Raw genomic sequence first — 16,372 nt, forward strand, 5'->3', positions numbered from 1 at the left:
GTCTTCCGGATCTTGTGTGGTGATCGTTCGTGTGATCGCGTGGCGGTGGGTGGTGATCCGCTAGCGTCGCGGGTGTGGAGTCTGGTGGCCGGCCGACGTACGAGGGTCTCGTGCGCCTGCTCGCGGACCGGGACGCCACGATCGCGGCCCAGGACAGGCAGATCGCGGGGATGGCCGAGCGGCTCGCGGCGGCCACCGAACTGATCGAGCAGCTGGGCGGGCGGGTCGCCGAGCTGGAGCGCCAGGCGGGGAAGAACAGCCAGAACTCGTCGCGGCTGCCGTCGTCGGACGACCCGTACACGAAGGCGCCGGCGCGGTCGTCGGGCCGGCCGCGGGGCAAGCAGCCAGGGGTGCCCGGGCAGACCCGGATGATGGTCGACGACCCGGACGAGATGTTCACGATCGACCCGCCGTGCTGCGGGGGCTGTGGCGCCTCGCTGGCCGGGGCGCCGGTGTTCGCCACGAGGCGCCACCAGGTGTTCGACGCTCCACCGGCCCCGCCCCGGCCGCACGTGACCGAGTACCGGGTCGTGGCGCGGACCTGCCCGTGCTGCGCGGCGACGACCGCCGGGACCGCGCCGGTGCCGCTGACCGGCCGACTCGTCTGGGGCCCGCGGCTACTCGGGCGGGCGGCGTGGCTGGTGTGCGCGCACCACCTGCCGGTCCGCCGGGCCGGCGCGGTCCTGGCCGCTCTGCTCGGCGCCGTCGTCTCCGTCGGCTGGGTCGCCTCGGTACGCGGCCGGTCCGCCCGCCTGCTCGAGACCACGTTCCTGCCCCGGGTGCGGGCGTTGATCGCCGCCGCGCCGGTCGCGCACGCCGACGAGACGACCGCCCGCGCCGCGGGCGGGCTGCGCTATGTGCACGTCGCCTGCACCGAGTACCTCACCGTGATGCACACCGGGGACCGCACCGCGCAGGCGATCGACGCCGGCGGCGTCTGGCCCGCCTTCACCGGCACCCTGATGCGCGACGGCTACGCCGGCTACACCCACCTGACCGGCGCGCTGCACGCCTGGTGTGGTGCCCACACCCTGCGCGACCTGCGCGCCGTCCACGACGGCGACCCCGACGGCCAGGTCTGGGCCGACGCGATGGCCACCACCCTGCTCGACGCCCACCACGCCGCCCGCGCCGCCCGCCAGGCCGGCCAGGCCGCCCTCGACCCCACAACCGTCGCCCGGATCCGCAACCACTACCTCGGCGCGCTCGCCCGCGGCGAGGCCGACAACGCCGGCAGGCGCAGCCCCCTGACGAAGGACGCCCGCACCCTGATAGGACGGATGCGCCGCCACGAGGACATGATCCTGCGCTTCGTCGTCGACCTCGCGGTGCCGTTCACGAACAACCTGGCCGAGGAGGCCGCCAGGCCCGTCAAGGTCCAGCAGAACACCTCCGGCGGCGCCTGGCGCACCCTCACCGGCCTCGCCGACTTCGCCGTCGTCCAGTCCTACCTGTCGACCGCCACCAAATGGGGCCTAAGCACCCTCGACGTCCTCGTCGACCTGTTCACCACCGGCCCCTGGCTCCCACCCGCCGCCCAACCCGGCTGACGACCCCGCCCCACCGAGCCGCCCGCGGACAGCACACCCGATACCCGCCGACGGCCACCCCGGCCTGCGCAAACACAAGCGCAGGGCCTCTCACCCGAGCTGAACAGCTACGTTGTGGGGGGATCCCTCCCGTAACCGGCCTGCGTTCCAGGCGATTCTATCCCGCAGGTCCGACGGAACGGCGGGGTCCGCTGGTCCAGCCCCGGATAGTTCCAGGGTGGTTCGTGGCGGGCGGGGCCGGGTGTCAGCGGACCGGTGGCGCGAGGGAGCGCAGGAGCTCACCGGCGGGTTCGTCGGTGAGCTCGGCGAGGGTCACCTCGTCGAGCGTGACCAGGAAGTTCTCCTGGGCTTGCCGCAGGAGGGGGCGCAGTCGGCAGGCGCATCGCAGGGGGCACGGGGGACCGTCGCAGGAGACGAACTCGTCCGTGCCCTCGAGGGCACGGACGATGTGCCCGACGGTGACCTGCGTCGCGCCCGGGGCGAGCAGTACCCCGCCGGTGCGCCCGCGCACGGTGACCACGAGGTCGAGCCGCTGGAGGCGTTGCACGATCTTCGCCATGTGGGTGAGCGGAACATCGAGGGCTTTCGAGAGGTCGCGGACGGTGAGGCGATCCTCCCGGGTGGCCGTGAGCATAAGTGCCCGCAGCGCCAGGTCGGTCGACTGGGTCAGGTGCATGGGAGCGCGCCTGTCGAGGTGACGGTCACTCGACCATCTTGCCTTCTACTCTTCGTAGAAGATTGTCCCGACAGCACCTGCGTCCCACGGGTGCCGCCTGCCGAGGTCAGACCTCGGCGGGAGCGCGGCCGGAGTGTGACACCGCGCCGGCACTGGCCGGCACTGGGCCGGTGCCGGTCTCCTCATGGCGACCGCGGACCCCCGGCCGGGGGAGCCTGTACGGGTGTCCGCGGCGAAGCGTGCCGACGCCGGTTGTCGCGACTTCACGAATCTTCTGTGCCGGACTTTTTGCCATGATCAGTGGAACTCCATCCCTGGTGGCTCAGTTCGAAAATAACTGGCCCGGGGCGCATTGTGGTTACGGACCGCTCCTCGGCTCGGAAAGAACCAGTAAAGATCATCTAGTGAATCGGGAGTCCGGTGAAGCCGTTGTCCGGTCGTCACGGCCTGTCGTCGGCCATGGCATAATCTGTCGTGACGTAATCCACTACTTCCAGTAGTTCGTGGATGGTGGCCGATGTCCGCCGGGGGCCCGGGCCGTCCGTGCCCCCGGAACCCGGCGCGGCCGCGATGCAGGTGCCGCCCGCCGCGTCCACGGATCTCTGCGCGGGTGCCGGCCGGGCGGCCGTCGGCCGTCGGTCTGGATGTGTCCGGGGCAGGTCGAGGACGACGCACAGACCCCCGTTGTCACTCTCGGCCAGAGTGACCGTCCCGCCGTCGGCGGTCGTCAGGGCATGCACGATGGCGAGCCCGAGGCCGTTCCCGCGCCGATCGGCCCGGCCGGGCACCTCTCCTCGCTGGTCGGCTTCTCGCTGGTCGGCACTGAGGTTGGAGCTGAACCGGCGGAAGGCGGCGGCCCGCTGCTCGGCGCTCATGCCGCGTCCGCTGTCGGCGACCGTGAGCCGCGTCATGCTTTCCGCCGTCATGGTGCTCTGCGGCCCGGTGACGTTCATCTCGTCCAATTCGTACGCGGTGCTCCCCGTCCCGAGGCCCGCCTCCGCGGTGCCTCCGGCGCCCACCGGGCGTGGCTGGGCCGGTGGGTTCGTCCCGGACGTGACGCTGACCCGGCTGCCGGACGGGGTGGCCTCCAGCGTGTTGCTGAGGAGATTGTCGAGGATCTGCTCCAGATGCCCCGGGGTGCACTGGACGACCTGGTCCGCGTCGACGTCGCAGGTCAGCGTCACTCCGGCGGCGGCTGCGACCGGTCGCCAGATCAGGCATCGTTCCTCGGCGGCGACCGCGAGGGGGATCGGCTGGGTCGGGATCGGTGCATGCTCGGCCCGGGAGACCGCCAGCAGCCCGTCGACCATCCGGGAGAGCCGGTGTACCTCGACCAGGGTGCCCGCGACCTCGTCGGTGGTGTCCGCGTCCACGTCCTGTTGCAGCAGCTCTAGGCGCAGGCGCATCGCCGTCAGCGGGGTGCGGATCTGGTGGGAGACGTCGGCGAGGAACCGGCGCTGGCTGTCGACCAGCAACTGGAGCCGTCCCGCCATCGCGTCGAACGTCGTGGCAAGTTTGCGTGCCTCGGGCGGGCCACCGACGGCTCTGGCCCGGATCGTGAGATCACCGGCACCGAGTTCGGTCGCTGCCTGCTCGAGCCGGCGCAGCGGCCGGCCCACCCAGCGGGCCAGCAGCATCGAGATCCCCAATGCGGCCAGCGCGACCAGGACGCCCGCGAGGGCGATCATCGTCCATCGGTGGATGATCGAGGCGCGCAGCCCGGCATCGCTGCGCGCGACGGCCAGGATGCCGACCAGGCCCTGCGCGTTGGACACCGGAGCAATAAGGATCATCCGGTGTCGATTGGCCGCGTTCGGGTTGATGACCACGTTCTCCCGGCGGGCCCGATCCAGATCCCAGGCCATGATCGGGATGTCGTCACCGGTGTCGGCCACGGGCGTACCGTTCGGGTCGAACAGCCGGAGCTCGTCCGGTGGCACGGCCGTACTGTCGCGTACGGGGGCGGGCAGCGGGGCCGCGCCGGCGGACAGCCGCCGCCACTTCACCTCGGCGCAGTAGGCCTGCATCGCGGCCGTGAGCCGCAGGCCGAACAGCGCCCGGTCGTGACGGGTGGCGTCGAGCCCCATCGGGACGCACAGGCCGACAAGCAGCGCCGTCGTGAGCGCGAGCTGGGCGGCCAGGATGCGCCGGGTCATTGGATGTGCCGGGTCATCGGCCGAGGGGTGGCGCGCTCCGGTCACCGGGGGTCGGATCGGCGCCGGGCGCCGGCGGCCCGCCCAGGCGGAAGCCGACCCCGTACACCGTTTCGATCAGTTCGGGAATCCCGAGCTTGCGGCGGATCGCGCCGATGTGTACGTCGAGGACCTTCGATGAGCCGAACCAGTCGCCCCAGACAGCGGTGAAGATCTCCCGTCGGGTCCGGACCCGGCCGGGATCGCAGGCCAGGAAGGCCAGCAGATCGTACTCCCGCGCCGTCACCTGGACCGGACGGCCGTCGACGGAGATCCGCCGGCTGCGCTGGTCGAGGACGAGCGGTCCGTGTCGGACCACGTCGGAGCTCTCACCGGTGGCCCGGGCGGCGCGCCGCCGCACCGCCCGTATCCGGGCCAGCAGTTCGGCGAATCCGAATGGTTTGACCAGGTAGTCGTCGGAACCGAGGTCCAAGGCCTCGACCCGGTCCGCCTCGTCCCCCCGAGCCGTCACCACGATCACGGGGGTGTCCCCGCGCTCGCGGATGCGCCGGCACACCTCCGCGCCGTCGATGTCGGGCAGTCCCAGGTCCAGGAGCACGAGATCGGGCGGGGACACGCCCTCGACCCGGGCGAGCGCGGCCTCCCCGGTCCGCACCCGGTCGGCGGTGTAGCCGGCCCGGTCCAGACCGCGCACGAGCTGGGTACCGAGGCCGTCGTCGTCCTCGACCACCAGCACCCGGGCGCCGGCGGGATCGGGATACCGCTGCAGGTCTGATGCGTGTGCTCGGGAGCCGTTGCCTGCAAGCGTCGCCATAGCACGACAGTAGGCGGCACCGGGCGCGTCCGGCCGCCGGCCCCGCGGGTGCCACCGCGATTCCGCCGTCGCCAGCTCCGATTCCGTCATATCTACTCGTTTCGCAGCGTCTGCCAATTTTGCCGGATCCAGCCCGGTCTCACCGGCTCGGCCAGCAGCGTGTCGCCGGACGACACCGCGGCGAGGATTCCCCCGAGGGCGTGCCGGGGAAGATCGATCAGCCGGGCGGCCAGCAGGTCGGGATCGCGCGCGGCCCGGGTCACGGCGGCCCGGGCGTCGCGCTGGGAGAGCGTGCGCCCCGAATCCTCCCGGACGATCCGGATGAGCCCGTCCCGCCAGACGTTGCCGATCTTGCCGTGCGGGCGGTCCAGCAGCCACCGGGCGAGCCGGTCGGCGGGGGCGAGCGCCGCCGGGCCGACGGCCGTGAACGTCACGAGCCGCAGGTCCCCGAGGTCCCGGGCGGGGGTGGCGGTCCACTTCGCCCGCAGCTGCCGCAGCGGGTCATCCTGGGCCCGCCGGCGGCGGACGCCCAGATCGGGATGATCGGAGGAGACGACGACGGCGAGCCGGTCCGCGTTGACCGCCAGGAGGAGCCTGGTCAGCCAGGGGCCCGGATCGTCCGACAGGTCGGTGGCCACGCTGACCGTTCCGTCCTCGGTTGAGGCGCCGGGGCCGGTCGAGGCGAACGTGGGCAGCCCCTGGTCGAACACGGTCGCGAGACGCACGTGGACCGCGTCGACCTCCCGCCGCTCGCCAACGAACACGGCGCGACCCGCCGGGCCGGTGGCGAGAAAGGCGGCCACCGCGTCGAGGACCGGGGCGGTCAGGCGCGTCGGCCGACTCTGCGTGGACTGCCGGCCCCGGGTGTAGATGGCGGCCGTCGCGGTTGTGGCCGCCGTGGCCGCCGTGGCCGAGCGGTCCAGCTGCTTCCAGGTGGCCGGGGTCGGCTGGCAGACGTACATGTCGGCTCTGGCGCCCACCGCCTCCGCGCCCTCGTAGACGTGGAAGCCTGGCCAGACGGCCTCGAACACGAAGCCCTGATCGATCAGTGCCCGCTGCACCTTCCAACCCAGCGTCGGTACCCGGTCGCTGAACCCGTAGGCCAGCAGGACGCGACCATGTTCGCGGTCCGCGAGACCCTGCGCGCCGCGCCCGGTGAACAGCGCCACGCCCTCCGGGGTGTAGGGCGGATCGGTGAACGCCAGATCGGCCGTGCCCACCACCGCCGGCGGCAGGCCGAAGCGCAGGTCGGCGTAGAGGCACCGCAGCCGGACGCCCAACGACCGGGCCGAGCTGTCCAGGTAGGCGAGCAGCTCGTCGTCGATGTCGACGACGGTCACGGTGAGCCCGTCGATCAACGAGACCGCCGCCAGCGAGGTGAGATCATGATCACCTATGCACAGCAGATGCGCGCCGCGCAGGTCGTAACGTGTCTGCAGCCAGACGGCCCGGCGCACGACGGTCGTCGCCGTCGCGGGTACGTGGTCGAGGTCGGCCCGCGGTCGGGGCGCGGCAGCGATGAGATCATGCATGGTCGTGACCAGCGGACCGTGGCGGGCGATCACGGCGGCGAGGGGATCGAGCGGGGTCTGTCCGCTCAGCTCGTCATAGCGGATCAGGCCGCGGTAGCGGTCGATCGACGCGGGGCGCAGCACGTGACGCCCGTCGGGGCCGGTCCGCAGATCGTCGCCGAGGCTGGCGAGGATCTCCTCCACGCTCCGTCGGGGCAGGCCCGAACTCTGGACCAGTTGGCGCAGGGTGCGTGGCTGCTCGGTCAGCGCCGCCACCGCCGCGCGAGGCGCCCGGGCATGCACCCGGTAGCCCGCCAGCAGGGTCGCCAACGACTCGCCGGATTCGGCTGGACCCGGCGCCCGGCCCGGGTGATCCGGTCCTGACAGGGTATGTGGAGGGGACACGCAACCAGCGTCGCACCTGCGGCGGACACACGATTCTACCGGTCCCGCCGAGGCCAGCTAATCTCTTGTCGTGCTCAGAAGGCTTGATCTGCGTGGCGCGGTGCCTGCCGCAGCCGAGATCCGACGGCTACTGCCGCGGGCCGACGTCGACGTCGACGTCGCCGTCGATGCGGTCCGGCCGGTCTGTGCGGACGTGCGGGACCGCGGCGACGCGGCCGTCCTCGCCGCCGCGGAGCGGTTCGACGGGGTCCGCCCGCCGAGCCTGCGGGTGCCCGCCCAGGTTCTCGCCGCCGCCGCGGATGCCCTGGATCCGGCCGTGCGCGACGCGCTGACCGAGGCGATCCGCCGGACTCGGCTGGTGCACCGTGCGCAGCTGCGGGAGCCGCTGGCGATCGAGGTCGCGCCCGGCACCACGGTGACGCAGCGCTGGGTGCCGGTGGAGCGGGTCGGCCTGTACGTGCCGGGCGGGCGGGTCGCCTACCCCAGCAGCGTCGTGATGAACGTCGTGCCCGCCCAGGAGGCCGGGGTCGGCTCGCTCGCGGTCTTCTCCCCGCCGCAGAAGGACAACGGCGGGCTGCCGCATCCGGTGATCCTCGCCGCCTGCGCGCTGCTCGGTGTCGAGGAGGTCTACGCGGCAGGCGGAGCCCAGGCCGTGGCGATGGCCGCCTACGGGACCACGAGCTGCCCGCCGGTCGATGTGATCACCGGGCCCGGCAACGTCTATGTCACGGCGGCCAAGCGCCTGCTGCGTGGGGTCGTCGGGGTGGACGCCGAGGCGGGCCCGACCGAGGTCGCGATCCTCGCCGACGCCACCGCGGATCCGGCCTTCGTCGCCGCCGACCTCATCGCCCAGGCCGAGCACGATCCGATGGCCGCCTGCCTGCTGATCACCCCGTCGGTGGAACTCGCCGACGCGGTCGACGTCGAGCTCGGCAAGCAGGTGCCCGTCACCCGCCACCGGGAGCGGGTGGCGGAGTCGCTCGCCGGCCAGGGGGCGGTCGCGCTCGTCGCGGACGTCGACGCGGGTCTCGCGGTGGCGGACGGCTGGGCCGCCGAGCATCTGGAGATCCACACCGCGGACGCCGCCGCGGTCGCCGCCCGGGTGCGCCACGCCGGAGCGGTCTTCGTCGGCGACTACGCTCCCGTCCCGCTCGGCGACTACCTGGCCGGGTCCAACCACGTCCTGCCCACCGGCGGCACCGCCCGGCATTCCAGCGGTCTGGCGGTCACCGCCTTCCAACGTCAGGTCCAGGTGGTCGAGTGCACGCGGGAGGGGCTCGCCGCCGTCGCCCCGCGTATCGTAGCGCTCGGCGGGGCGGAGGACCTCACAGCTCACGTCGACGCGGTGGAGGTTCGACTCCGATGATATTCAAGGCGGCCGGGAGCGGTGCCGGGGACCGGCCGTGGCGCCCGTGGGACGCTGACGGCCTGCCGCTGCGCGACAGCCTGCGCGGGCTCTCGCCCTACGGCGCTCCGCAGCTCGACGTGCCGGTGCGGCTCAACACCAACGAGAACCCGCACCCGCCGTCGGTCGGGCTGGTCGACGCCATCGGCAAGGCCGCGGCCCTCGCCGCCACCGAGGCGAACCGCTATCCCGACCGGGACGCCGAGGCGCTGCGTGCCGACCTCGCCTACTACCTGACACCCGATGCCGGCTTCGGCGTGCACACCAGTCAGGTCTGGGCCGCCAACGGCTCCAACGAGATCCTCCAGCAGCTCCTCCAGGCGTTCGGCGGGCCCGGTCGGGTGGCGCTCGGGTTCGAGCCGTCCTACTCGATGCACCGCCTCATCGCGCTGGCCACCGCCACCGAGTGGGTGGCCGGGCAGCGAGCGGAGGACTTCACGCTCTCCCCGGCCGTGGTCGCCGACGCGATCGCCCGGCACCGACCCGCCCTGGTCTTCCTCTGCTCACCGAACAATCCGACGGGCACGGCCCTGCCGCCCGAGGTCGTCGTCGCCGCCTGTGAGGCGGTGGAGGCCACCGGCAGCGGCATGGTCGTCGTCGACGAGGCCTACGCCGAGTTCCGCCGGGCCGGCGTGCCCAGCACGCTGACGCTGCTGCCCCGTCATCCGCGGCTCGTCGTCACCCGGACAATGAGCAAGGCGTTCGCGCTGGCCGGTGCCCGGGTAGGCTACCTTGCCGCGCACCCCGCCGTGGTGGACTCGCTGTACCTGGTGCGGCTGCCCTACCACCTGTCCAGCTTCACCCAGGCCGTCGCGCGCACAGCGCTCGCGCACGCCGACGAGCTGCTCGGCACGGTGGAGGCGGTCAAGGCCCAGCGCGACCGCATCGTCCGGGAGTTGCCTGCGCTCGGTCTGCGGCTGGCTCCGAGCGACGCCAACTTCGTGTTCTTCGGCCGGTTCGCCGATCAGCGGGCGGTGTGGCAGAGCCTGTTGGACGCGGGAGTGCTGGTCCGCGATGTCGGTCTGACCGGCTGGCTGCGGGTCACCGCCGGGCTGCCGAACGAGGTGGACGCGTTTCTCGGGGCGCTGGGCAGAACTCTCACCGGCAGCGTCATCGGCGCGGACGGTGTCATCAGCCTCGCCACCGCCTGAGCCCCTGGCCCGGCCTGAGATCTACAGAGACCGAGGAAGCCCCCGATGGCACGCACCGCGCGAATCGAACGCAAGACGTTGGAGTCGGACGTCCTGGTCGAGCTCGACCTCGACGGGACGGGAATCTCCTCGTCGGACACCGGCGTCCCGTTCTTCGACCACATGCTGTCCCAGCTCGGCAAGCACGGCGGGTTCGACCTCACCGTGCGTACCCGGGGGGATCTGCACATCGACGCCCACCACACCGTCGAGGACACCTCGATCGCCTTCGGGTCCGCCCTGCGCGAGGCGCTCGGCGACAAGGCGGGTATCCGCCGGTTCGGGGATGCCACCGTCCCGCTGGACGAGGCGCTCGCCCAAGCCGCCGTCGACCTGTCCGGCCGGCCGTACTGCGTGCACGTCGAACCGGATCTCGTTGGGATGATCGGAACTTACGACACAACGCTGACCCGGCACATCTTCGAGTCGATCACCGCGTCCGCCCGGCTCGCGCTGCACGTGCGGGTGCTGTCCGGCCGCAACGCCCATCACGTGGTCGAGGCCCAGTTCAAGGCGGTCGCGCGGGCTCTGCGCGACGCGGTGGCGCTCGACGCCCGCGTCGCCGGGATACCCTCCACGAAAGGTGTGCTGTGACCGGAGACGGACCCGGCCGGCGTCCCCGGGTGGTCGTCCTGGACTACGGCTCGGGAAACCTGCGGTCGGCCGAGCGCGCGCTCGCCCGAGTCGGCGCCGACGTGACGGTGACCGCGGATCTTGACATGGCCCGCGGCGCGGCGGGCCTGGTCGTACCGGGCGTGGGCGCCTATGCGGCCTGTATGGCAGGCATCGACGCCGTGGGCGCCGCGCCCGTGGTGCGGGAGCGGGTAGCGGCGGGACGGCCCGTGCTCGGGATCTGCGTCGGGATGCAGGTGCTGTACGAGCTCGGTGACGAGCACGGGGTGCGGACGGTCGGGCTCGGCGTGATCCCTGGCGAGGTCCGCCGGCTCGCCGCCGACATCCTGCCGCACATGGGCTGGAACACTGTGGCGCCGCCCGCCGGATCGATCCTGTTCGCCGGACTGCCCGCGGGCACGCGGTTCTACTTTGTCCACTCGTACGCGGCGAAGGCCGATCCGGCCGCCGGGGACACCGTGGGGGAGCACGGCGAGCCGTTCGCCGCCGCCGTCGAACGGGGTGCGCTCGCCGCGACCCAGTTCCACCCGGAGAAGTCCGGGGATGCCGGAGCGCATCTGCTGGCGAACTGGCTCGGCAGCCTGTTCTGAGCGAGCCCTGGTCTGAGTGAGCCCTGGTCTGAGTGAGCGTGAACGCGAGGGCGGATGTCCTGTAATGCGGATGTCCTGTAATTAGGGCGGCTCCAGCGCCCCGCCGGACCGTAGGGTGGCCGATGTGACGCTTACTCTGCTGCCCGCCGTGGACGTGGCCGACGGCAGGGCCGTCCGACTCGTCCAGGGCGAGGCCGGTTCCGAGACCTCGTACGGCGACCCGCGGGAGGCGGCGCTGACCTGGCAGCGCGACGGCGCCGAGTGGATCCACCTGGTCGATCTCGACGCTGCCTTCGGCCGGGGGTCGAATCGGGAGCTCATCGCCGAGGTGGTACGCGCGGTGGACGTGGCCGTCGAGCTCTCCGGCGGCATCCGCGACGACGCATCGCTTGACGCGGCGCTGGCCACCGGCGCGGCCCGGGTCAACATCGGCACGGCTGCGCTCGAGGATCCCGACTGGGTCCGCCGGGCCATCGACCGGGTCGGTGACCGTATCGCGGTCGGTCTCGACGTCCGGGGGACCACACTGTCGGCCCGGGGCTGGACGCGGGACGGTGGCGAGCTGTTCGATGTGCTCGCCCGCCTCGACGCCGACGGCTGCGCCCGGTACGTGGTGACGGATGTGCGCCGGGACGGCACGCTCACCGGGCCGAACGTCGAGCTCCTGCGCTCCGTGACCGCGGCCACCAGCCGGCCGGTGGTCGCCAGCGGCGGCGTGGCCACGCTCGACGACCTCACCGCGATCGCCGTGGTGCCCGGAGTGGAGGGCGCGATCATCGGCAAGGCGCTCTACGCCGGCGCCTTCACGTTGCCCGAGGCCCTGGCCGTTGCCGGGAATATCGGGAATATCGGGAATATCGGAAACGGATGTGCGGGTGCGGTGGGTCGATGAGTGTCGCGGTTCGGGTGATTCCCTGCCTTGACGTCGACGCCGGCCGGGTCGTGAAGGGCGTGAACTTCACGGACCTGCGCGACGCCGGCGACCCGGTCGAGATGGCGCGCCTCTACGACGCCGAGGGTGCCGACGAGCTGACGTTCCTCGACATCACCGCGTCCAGCGGCGATCGGGAGACCACCTACGACATCGTGCGGCGGACCGCCGAACAGGTGTTCATCCCGCTGACCGTGGGTGGCGGGGTCCGCTCGGTCGACGACGTGAACCGCCTGCTGCGGGCGGGGGCCGACAAGGTCGGCATCAACACGGCGGCGGTGGCCCGGCCCGAGCTGGTGCGCGAGTGCGCCCACCGGTTCGGTAACCAGTGCATCGTCATCTCGGTGGACGCCCGGCGCTCACCCGGTCCCGACGGTCCGCGCTTCGAGGTCACGACGCACGGCGGCCGCAAGGGCACCGGCATCGACGCGGTGGCCTGGACGGCGCGGGTGGTCGAGCTCGGCGCCGGGGAGATCCTGCTCAACTCGATGGATGCCGACGGCACACGGGACGGCTACGACCTGGAGATGATCTGCGCGGTGCGTGCCGAGGTCGACGTCCCGGTGATCGCCAGCGGCGGGGCCGGCGACCTGGCTCACTTCGCGCCGGCGATCGACGCGGGCGCGGACGCGGTGCTCGCGGCGAGCGTGTTCCACTTCGGGCAGCTGCGCATCGGCGAGGTGAAGACGGTGCTGCGCGGCGCGGGTGTACCCGTGCGCTGACCAGGCGCGTCCGCCGGCGGGGCGCCGACGGCCGAGGCGGCACAGGACGTCGTCGTCGTGGACGCCGGACGGATCGTCCAGCGCGGTCCGCGCCGGGATCTGATCGCGATGCGCGGCGTGTACCAGCGCCTGCGCCGGTCCTGGGCGGCGGGGGGTCGGTCGGGACGGGACCGGCGGACGGCCCGTCGCCCGGCACCGTTGCGGCGCCGGGCGCGAGCAGCGCGAGCAGAATGGTGGGGTGACCGTTCGCCCTTCCGCTCTGGATCCCGCCATCGCCCGTAGGCTGCGCCGCAACGACGCGGGCCTGTTTCCCGCCGTCGCCCAGCAGTACGACACCGGTGAGGTGCTGATGCTCGGGTGGATGGACGACGAGGCGCTGCACCGGACCCTCACCACGGGCCGGGCCACGTACTGGAGCCGCAGCCGCGCGGAGTACTGGGTCAAGGGGGAGACCAGCGGGCACCGGCAATGGGTGCGGTCGGTCGCACTCGACTGCGACGGGGACACCGTCCTCGTCCGGGTGGACCAGGTGGGCCCGGCCTGCCACACGGGCACGCGGACCTGCTTCGACGGCAATCTTCTGCCCACGGTGACCGTCGAGGCCGCGGATACCGCCCGGCCCCGCGACCTCTCCGGTGCCGCCAGCGTTTCCGGTGCCGCCGGTGTCCACGCTGGCGTGGACAGGGCCGGCGTGAGCAAGGCCGGTGCGGACCGATGACGACCGGGCAGATCATCCCCGGCCGGGAGGAGTTCCGGGCCGCGGCGGCAGCGCATCCGGTCGTCGCCGTCACCCGTCGGCTGCTCGCCGACGGGGAGACGCCCGTCGGCGTCTACCGCAAGCTCGCCGGCGGCCCCGGGACGTTCCTGCTGGAATCGGCGGAGCATGGCGGGGTGTGGTCGCGGTGTTCGTTCATCGGTGTGCGGGCCGCGGCGACGCTGACCGAGCGCGACGGGCAGGCGGTGTGGGTGGACGGTGCGCCGCCTCCCGGAGTGCCGGTCGACGGTGACCCGCTCGACATCCTGCGTGCGGTGGAGAGCACCCTGCAGGCCTCGAACAGCCCACAGGCCCCTCCGCTCATGGGTGGTCTGGTCGGCTATCTCGGCTACGACATCGTGCGCCGCATCGAGCGGCTCCCCGCGCACGCCGTCGACGACCTCGGCCTTCCCGAGTTGCGCATGCTGCTCACCACCGATCTCGCTGTGCTGGACCATCGGGATGGTTCCTGCCTGCTGGTAGCCAACGTCTTCACCGGCTGCGGGAATGGTGCCGGTGACGCAGGCGCCACCGGCACCACCGGTGGGGACGCGGACGCCGCCGCACACCCGGCCGGGATCGACCTGGACGCCGCCTACGACGACGCGGTGGCCCGGCTGGAGGCCATGACCAGCGATCTCGCGAAGTGGAACGAGCCGACCGTGGCGACCACGGCGGGCACCGCCGCGGGGGTCGGCGACTTCGTCTCCGCCACGCCTCCCGGTGCCTTCCAGACCGCGGTCGAGCGGGCCATCGAGGAGATCCGTGCCGGCGAGTGCTTCCAGATCGTCGTCTCGCAGCGCTTCGAACGGCGGACGACCGCGGATGCGCTCGACGTCTACCGGGTGCTGCGGACCTCGAATCCGAGTCCCTATATGTACCTGCTGCGTTTCGCCGACCACGACGTCGTCGGATCCTCCCCGGAGGCGCACGTCAAGGTCACCGGCCGCCGGGCGTTGCTGCATCCCATCGCGGGCAGCCGGCCCCGGGGAGGCACTCCCGAACAGGACGCCGAGCTTGCGGCGGAGCTTCTCGCGGATCCGAAGGAACGCTCCGAGCACGTGATGCTGGTCGACTTGGTCCGCAACGACCTCGGGCGGGTCTGCAACCCCGGTTCGGTCCGGGTCGTCGAGTTCGCGGCCATCGAACGGTTCTCGCACATCATGCACATTGTCTCCACGGTGATCGGTGAGGTGGCTCCGGACCGCAGCGCCGTGGACGTGCTGGCCGCGACGTTTCCGGCGGGGACGCTCTCGGGGGCGCCCAAGGTGCGGGCGATGGAGGTCATCGACGAGCTGGAGCCGACCCGGCGGGGCCTGTACGGGGGCGTGGTCGGCTACCTGGACTTCGGCGGTGATCTGGACACCGCGATCGCGATCCGCACCACAGTGATGCGTGACGGTATGGCCTACGTTCAGGCCGGAGCCGGCATCGTCGCGGATTCCGATCCCGACACCGAGGATCTGGAAAGCCGCGCGAAGGCCGCCGCCGTCCTGCGCGCCGTCGAGGTCGCCGAGTCGTTGCGACCGCCGTCATGACGGCCGCGGGGTTCCCCCCCGCGGGGCGCCCATCCTCCCCGCGCGACCGGGCCGGCACCGCGGAGCCGCCTTCGCCGGGCTACCGTCCCGGAGGCGATGTGCACGCGGTCGAGGCGATGCGACGCGGCCACCGGGAACGCACCCTCGCGGTGCTGGGATGTCTGCTCGGTGCCGGCGTCGTGCTCGTGTCGGGCGGTGCGACCTGGGTGTCCGCCCGGGTGAGCGGGCCCCGCGGTGGGGCGGACGGCGGCGCCGTCGCAGCGCCACTCGCCGTGCACTGGACCGGCGGGGCGCTCGCATCGACGGCGACCGCTCTCGCCCTGGTCGGGCTTGCCGCGGCCGTGGCGATCGTGGCCACCCGGCGCATCGGGCGGCTGGTCATCGGTGTGCTCACCGCGGCAGCCGGGACCGGTATCGCCTACGTGGCCGGACGCATCGGCTGGGATCCACTCCCGACGCTGCGCGAGACCGATCAGGTCCGCCAGCTCGTGCCCGGTGGCCAGGCGCGGATCGATGACGTCAGCCAGACGATCGCTCCCTGGCTGTCGTTTGCGGGCGGGCTGCTGCTCATCCTCGGCGGCGCCCTCGTCGTCCTGCGCGGCCGGTCATGGCCCGCAATGTCCGGCCGCTACCAGGCCCGCGATGCCACTCCGGCCGACGCCTGGGACGCGATCGAGCGGGGCCACGACCCGACCTGATCACCTGGCGTCTCCGCGACGCCCGGCTTGGCGGGCCGGCCAGCCGGAACCGGGAGCGCCACCGGCCAGCGGGTCGGCGGGCGCCAGGTCCGCGGGTGGGAGGTCGGGAAACGGGTCGACTAGCTCCGTGAGAGCCAGTGCCCGGCGGTCCAGGTCGGCTTCGAGCATCATCATGACGGCGTCCATCCGGATCAGGCAGCGGGACAGCTCGTCGAGTTGCTCGGCGAGCTCGGGCTCGAGGCGGAGCCGCCGGTGCGCACCCGGGGCGTCGCGCGCCGCGGGCACCCGGGCGGCGCCGAGGGGGGACGAGAGGGGGCGGCTGTCCATCGGAACTCTCCTTGGTATCGAACTCATGTTTGAGCGTAGGGGGTGCCGACGATCGACGCCAGCCCGCCACGCTGTCCCTGGGGTGCTGCCCGGGTCCGCCCGAGGGTTCGGGTCCGCCCGAGGACATGTGCGGCGTGCCATGCGTGTTTCCGGTCGGCGAAGGCGCGGCGGTCCCGAGTGCGCGCGGCGCGTCGCGGCAGCCGATCCCGAGAACCCGTCGTGCGGCCGGCCGGATCTCGTGATGTCGTCGCCCGGCGATCGAGGTGGTAACCCGGTGGTGCCTCTGCACACGGTGGTTCACCGGCCTCGTCGCGTTACTCTGTCAACGGGCTCACGACGCAAGATCGATTGCGGACCGTAGCTGATCGGTGCAGGCGGATCCGAAGTGGCTGACAGTGCAGCGTCCGTGAAGATGGGTGTGTTCGGGCTGCTACCCGATTCCTCACGGGAAAGTCAACTATGTGGAGTCGTGGAT

15 protein-coding genes are annotated in these 16,372 nt (G+C 72.5%); 10 read left to right on the forward strand and 5 right to left on the reverse strand.

The features are described 5' to 3' along the window. Positions 1-110: 110 nt before the first annotated feature. Positions 111-1,550, forward strand: a complete 1,440-nt coding sequence (gene tnpC, locus AC08OX_RS00835) for an IS66 family transposase (protein ID WP_476606066.1) — start codon at positions 111-113, stop codon at positions 1,548-1,550. 244 nt (positions 1,551-1,794) lie between these two features. Here the strand turns inward: tnpC and AC08OX_RS00840 are convergent, their stop codons facing one another. From AC08OX_RS00840 to AC08OX_RS00855, 4 genes are all read right to left on the reverse strand, one after another. Then, positions 1,795-2,226 (reverse strand): RrF2 family transcriptional regulator, encoded by a 432-nt coding sequence (locus AC08OX_RS00840; protein WP_476606031.1) that lies wholly within the window; start codon positions 2,224-2,226, stop codon positions 1,795-1,797. 440 nt (positions 2,227-2,666) lie between these two features. Continuing rightward, entirely contained in the window at positions 2,667-4,382 is a 1,716-nt protein-coding gene (locus AC08OX_RS00845) for a sensor histidine kinase (RefSeq protein WP_476606032.1), read from the reverse strand. A gap of 13 nt (positions 4,383-4,395) precedes the next feature. After that, the gene (locus AC08OX_RS00850) at positions 4,396-5,193 is read right to left on the reverse strand and encodes a response regulator transcription factor (protein ID WP_476606033.1); all 798 of its coding nucleotides are present in this window, start codon (positions 5,191-5,193) and stop codon (positions 4,396-4,398) included. A 92-nt stretch (positions 5,194-5,285) separates the two neighbouring features. After that, positions 5,286-7,109 carry a bis-aminopropyl spermidine synthase family protein gene (locus AC08OX_RS00855; protein WP_476606034.1) on the reverse strand — a complete coding sequence of 608 codons (1,824 nt, stop codon included), beginning with the start codon at positions 7,107-7,109 and terminating at the stop codon, positions 5,286-5,288. Positions 7,110-7,179: 70 nt separating this feature from the next. Between AC08OX_RS00855 and hisD the strand changes: the two genes are divergently transcribed. The 9 genes from hisD (at position 7,180) to AC08OX_RS00900 (ending at position 15,570) form a co-directional block, all read left to right on the forward strand. Continuing rightward, positions 7,180-8,475, forward strand: a complete 1,296-nt coding sequence (hisD, locus tag AC08OX_RS00860; RefSeq protein ID WP_476606035.1) for a histidinol dehydrogenase — start codon at positions 7,180-7,182, stop codon at positions 8,473-8,475. Then, entirely contained in the window at positions 8,472-9,665 is a 1,194-nt protein-coding gene (locus tag AC08OX_RS00865; protein ID WP_476606036.1) for a histidinol-phosphate transaminase, read from the forward strand. The genes hisD and AC08OX_RS00865 overlap by 4 nt, the downstream gene beginning before the upstream one ends. Positions 9,666-9,710: 45 nt before the next feature. Then, positions 9,711-10,298: an imidazoleglycerol-phosphate dehydratase HisB gene (hisB, locus tag AC08OX_RS00870; protein ID WP_011437410.1), complete on the forward strand. Its 588-nt coding sequence runs from the start codon at positions 9,711-9,713 to the stop codon at positions 10,296-10,298. Continuing rightward, positions 10,295-10,927, forward strand: coding sequence for an imidazole glycerol phosphate synthase subunit HisH (hisH, locus tag AC08OX_RS00875; RefSeq protein ID WP_476606037.1), 633 nt, complete (start codon positions 10,295-10,297; stop codon positions 10,925-10,927). Before hisB ends, hisH begins: the two co-directional genes overlap by 4 nt. Before the next feature lie 124 nt (positions 10,928-11,051). Then, entirely contained in the window at positions 11,052-11,819 is a 768-nt protein-coding gene (gene priA / locus AC08OX_RS00880; protein ID WP_476606038.1) for a bifunctional 1-(5-phosphoribosyl)-5-((5-phosphoribosylamino)methylideneamino)imidazole-4-carboxamide isomerase/phosphoribosylanthranilate isomerase PriA, read from the forward strand. Continuing rightward, positions 11,816-12,580: an imidazole glycerol phosphate synthase subunit HisF gene (hisF, locus tag AC08OX_RS00885; protein WP_476606039.1), complete on the forward strand. Its 765-nt coding sequence runs from the start codon at positions 11,816-11,818 to the stop codon at positions 12,578-12,580. The genes priA and hisF overlap by 4 nt, the downstream gene beginning before the upstream one ends. 238 nt (positions 12,581-12,818) lie before the next feature. After that, complete coding sequence (hisI, locus tag AC08OX_RS00890; protein WP_476606040.1) at positions 12,819-13,298, forward strand: phosphoribosyl-AMP cyclohydrolase; 480 nt, start codon at positions 12,819-12,821, stop codon at positions 13,296-13,298. Continuing rightward, a complete protein-coding gene (locus AC08OX_RS00895) occupies positions 13,295-14,872 on the forward strand; it encodes an anthranilate synthase component I (RefSeq protein WP_476606041.1) in 1,578 nt (525 codons plus the stop codon). The genes hisI and AC08OX_RS00895 overlap by 4 nt, the downstream gene beginning before the upstream one ends. Next, positions 14,869-15,570 carry a Trp biosynthesis-associated membrane protein gene (locus AC08OX_RS00900; protein WP_476606042.1) on the forward strand — a complete coding sequence of 234 codons (702 nt, stop codon included), beginning with the start codon at positions 14,869-14,871 and terminating at the stop codon, positions 15,568-15,570. Before AC08OX_RS00895 ends, AC08OX_RS00900 begins: the two co-directional genes overlap by 4 nt. On the opposite strand, the gene AC08OX_RS00905 is transcribed toward AC08OX_RS00900, so the two are convergent. Continuing rightward, positions 15,571-15,897 (reverse strand): hypothetical protein, encoded by a 327-nt coding sequence (locus tag AC08OX_RS00905; RefSeq protein ID WP_476606043.1) that lies wholly within the window; start codon positions 15,895-15,897, stop codon positions 15,571-15,573. Positions 15,898-16,372: the final 475 nt, after the last annotated feature.

It is taken from the genome of Frankia sp. CoBUL1 (assembly GCF_978021245.1).

What these genes read in the sequence shown, in the direction of transcription:
- hisB (WP_011437410.1), top strand. Translation starts at nt 9,711, where the DNA reads ATGGCACGCACCGCGCGAATCGAACGCAAGACGTTGGAGTCGGACGTC.
- AC08OX_RS00895 (WP_476606041.1), top strand. Translation starts at nt 13,295, where the DNA reads ATGACGACCGGGCAGATCATCCCCGGCCGGGAGGAGTTCCGGGCCGCG.
- AC08OX_RS00865 (WP_476606036.1), top strand. Translation starts at nt 8,472, where the DNA reads ATGATATTCAAGGCGGCCGGGAGCGGTGCCGGGGACCGGCCGTGGCGC.
- hisF (WP_476606039.1), top strand. Translation starts at nt 11,816, where the DNA reads ATGAGTGTCGCGGTTCGGGTGATTCCCTGCCTTGACGTCGACGCCGGC.
- AC08OX_RS00900 (WP_476606042.1), top strand. Translation starts at nt 14,869, where the DNA reads ATGACGGCCGCGGGGTTCCCCCCCGCGGGGCGCCCATCCTCCCCGCGC.
- AC08OX_RS00905 (WP_476606043.1), bottom strand. Translation starts at nt 15,897, where the DNA reads ATGGACAGCCGCCCCCTCTCGTCCCCCCTCGGCGCCGCCCGGGTGCCC.
- AC08OX_RS00840 (WP_476606031.1), bottom strand. Translation starts at nt 2,226, where the DNA reads ATGCACCTGACCCAGTCGACCGACCTGGCGCTGCGGGCACTTATGCTC.
- AC08OX_RS00850 (WP_476606033.1), bottom strand. Translation starts at nt 5,193, where the DNA reads ATGGCGACGCTTGCAGGCAACGGCTCCCGAGCACACGCATCAGACCTG.
- AC08OX_RS00845 (WP_476606032.1), bottom strand. Translation starts at nt 4,382, where the DNA reads ATGACCCGGCGCATCCTGGCCGCCCAGCTCGCGCTCACGACGGCGCTG.